General features: G+C 67.7%; 3 protein-coding genes and 2 pseudogenes. 4 read left to right on the top strand and 1 reads right to left on the bottom strand.

What is annotated here, in order from left to right:
• Both AB0M20_RS37925 and nusB read left to right on the top strand, forming a co-directional pair.
• Positions 1 to 131 (top strand): annotated as a pseudogene (locus AB0M20_RS37925) (elongation factor P); the annotation flags it as partial.
• A gap of 30 nt (positions 132 to 161) precedes the next feature.
• Entirely contained in the window at positions 162 to 572 is a 411-nt protein-coding gene (gene nusB / locus AB0M20_RS37930) for a transcription antitermination factor NusB (protein ID WP_364305682.1), read from the top strand.
• A 125-nt stretch (positions 573 to 697) separates the two neighbouring features.
• On the opposite strand, the gene AB0M20_RS37935 is transcribed toward nusB, so the two are convergent.
• Complete coding sequence (locus AB0M20_RS37935) at positions 698 to 1,186, bottom strand: transcriptional regulator (protein WP_020517563.1); 489 nt, start codon at positions 1,184 to 1,186, stop codon at positions 698 to 700.
• A 279-nt stretch (positions 1,187 to 1,465) separates the two neighbouring features.
• Between AB0M20_RS37935 and pyrR the strand changes: the two genes are divergently transcribed.
• Positions 1,466 to 2,026 (top strand): bifunctional pyr operon transcriptional regulator/uracil phosphoribosyltransferase PyrR, encoded by a 561-nt coding sequence (gene pyrR, locus AB0M20_RS37940; protein ID WP_364305679.1) that lies wholly within the window; start codon positions 1,466 to 1,468, stop codon positions 2,024 to 2,026.
• Between the two features lie 43 nt (positions 2,027 to 2,069).
• A pseudogene (locus AB0M20_RS37945) lies at positions 2,070 to 2,502 on the top strand (aspartate carbamoyltransferase); the annotation flags it as partial.

Raw genomic sequence — 2,502 nt, forward strand, 5'->3', positions numbered from 1 at the left:
ACCGGTCGACCGGCGGCACCAAGCCGGCGACGGTCGAGACCGGCGCGACGGTCAACGTGCCGCTGTTCATCACCACGGGCGAGAAGATCAAGGTCGACACGCGCGACGGCCGCTACCTCGGCCGCAGCTGACCACGCATGGCTGAGGGCCACAAGACACAGATGCCGGCGCGCCGCAAGGCGCGCAAGCGTGCGCTCGATGTTCTGTACGAGGCCGATATGCGGGACCTGCCGCCGCGGGCGGTGCTCGAGACCTACCTGCAGCGCATCGAGAAGCCGCATCCCGATCATCTCGACTACGCGGTCGGCCTGGTCGAGGGGGTGGCGAAAAATCTCGACCGGATCGACGAGCTGATCGCCAGCTACGCCGAGGGCTGGACCCTCGAGCGGATGCCGGCGGTGGATCGCAACCTCGCGCGGATCGCCGTCTACGAGTTGCTCTATGTGCCCGAGATCGACGACCCGGTCGCGATCACCGAGGCGGTCGAGCTCGCCCGGCAGATGTCCACCGACGACAGTCCGCGATTTCTCAACGGCATCCTCGGCCGGATCGCGGAGTTCGCAAGTCGCTGATCTTTCTCAGACATGCACAAAGGGAGCCCATCGGGCTCCCTTTGTGTTGCTCTGCTGTGTTGCTCTGCGTTCGGGCCGTGCTCTGTGTTGCTCTGGTCAGTTGCTCTGCGTCAGGTTGCTCTGCGTCAGGACGCGAAGAACGCGCGCGGGTCGGCGACCAGCACGCCCTGCTCGGTCAGACGCTCGATCAGGCCGGACGGCGAGATGTCGTACACGATCGCGAGGGCACGCAGGTCATCGGCGCGGATCGACAGCACCCGTCCGTTGTAGTCACCGCGCTGCTGCTGGATCGCCCGGGCGTACCGCGCCACGTAGGCGAGATCCTCACCGGTCGTGTCGTACAGCTTCTCGAGATCGAGCACGATCTTGTTGGTGGCCTCGAGGCGGACACCGCTGCCGTCGGGCAGCAGCTCCGAGACGGGAACCCGATAGAAATCGGCCAGCTCGGCGAGACGCGAGACGGTGACCGCACGGTCGCCGCGCTCGTACGAGCCCACCACAACGGCCTTCCAGCGACCGTTCGACTTCTCTTCCACACCCTGCAGGGACAGTCCCTGCTGCTGGCGGATCGAGCGCAGGCGGGCGCCCAACGACTTGGCGTACTCAGACGGCATTCGGACACTCCCAGTACTGTGCTGGCCCGGAGGGTTCTTCCCCCGCGATCGCTACGCAGCGTGACGGTACGGCCGTTGCGTCTTCTGGTCAAGTGTTGGTCGCCGATGTGTCGGGGGACTCCTGTGAAAGTTGCCCACTTTCCACGTCGGCCACGTCACCCCGGCCCGCGTCAGCTGCGCTGGTAACGTAGCGTCAGTCCGCAAGCCCGTGATCATCGGGTCTGCACGACACCGACGTCCTTTAACGACCTGTCCCGTGAGGCAGGGAAGGGGGTCCTTGTGGCACTTCCACGTGCCCAATCGGCCAAGATCATTATGTCCGGGTCCGACCTGCAACGGGTCGTCGACCGGATCGCGCACCAGATTCTCGAGAAGACATCGGGCGCCACCGGCACCGTTCTCCTCGGCATCCCGACCCGCGGCGTCCCGCTCGCTCGCCGCCTCGCGAGTCGCATCCACGCATTCGAAGGCGTCGACGTGCCGGTCGGCTCGCTCGACATCACGCTCTACCGCGACGATCTGCGGCTGCACGCCACCCGGGCGCTCGGCAAGACCGAGCTGCCCGGCGACGGTATCGACGGCCGGCGGGTCATCCTGGTCGACGACGTGCTGTTCTCCGGCCGCACCGTGCGGGCCGCGCTGGACGCGATCTCCGACGTCGGCCGGCCCAGCTCCGTGCAGCTGGCCGTGCTGGTCGACCGCGGGCACCGCGAGCTGCCGATCCGCGCCGACTACGTCGGCAAGAACATCCCGACCGCCCAGGACGAGAGCGTCCGGGTCTCGCTGGCCGAGACCGACGACGGCGTCGACGAGGTCAAGCTCACCGGAGGCCCGCGATGAGCAGAGCTGCCGAGGCGGCTTCGCCGCACTGCGAGGACAAACCGTGATCAAACATCTGCGTTCCGCCGCCGACCTGGACGCGGACACCGCCACCCTCATCCTGGACACCGCCGGTGAGATGGCCGCGCTCGCCGGGCGTGAGGTCAAGAAGCTGCCGACGCTGCGCGGCCGCACCGTGGTGAACCTCTTCTACGAGGACTCCACCCGCACCCGCATCTCGTTCGAGGCGGCGGCCAAGCGGCTCTCCGCCGATGTGATCAACTTCTCGGCCAAGGGATCCAGCGTCTCCAAGGGCGAGAGCCTCAAGGACACCGCGCTGACCCTGCAGGCGATGGGCGCCGACGCGGTGGTCATCCGGCACCCCGCCTCGGGCGCACCGCACCGGCTGGCGACCTGGGTGGACGGTTCGGTGATCAACGCCGGCGACGGCACCCACGAGCACCCGACGCAGGCGCTGCTCGACGCGTACACCATGC

It is taken from the genome of Actinoplanes sp. NPDC051633 (assembly GCF_040681735.1).
Classification (GTDB): Bacteria; Actinomycetota; Actinomycetes; order Mycobacteriales; family Micromonosporaceae; genus Actinoplanes.

Bases quoted from the DNA above. Each gene is read 5' to 3' on its own strand.
- nusB (WP_364305682.1), top strand. From the start codon at position 162: ATGCCGGCGCGCCGCAAGGCGCGCAAGCGTGCGCTCGATGTTCTGTAC.
- AB0M20_RS37935 (WP_020517563.1), bottom strand. From the start codon at position 1,186: ATGCCGTCTGAGTACGCCAAGTCGTTGGGCGCCCGCCTGCGCTCGATC.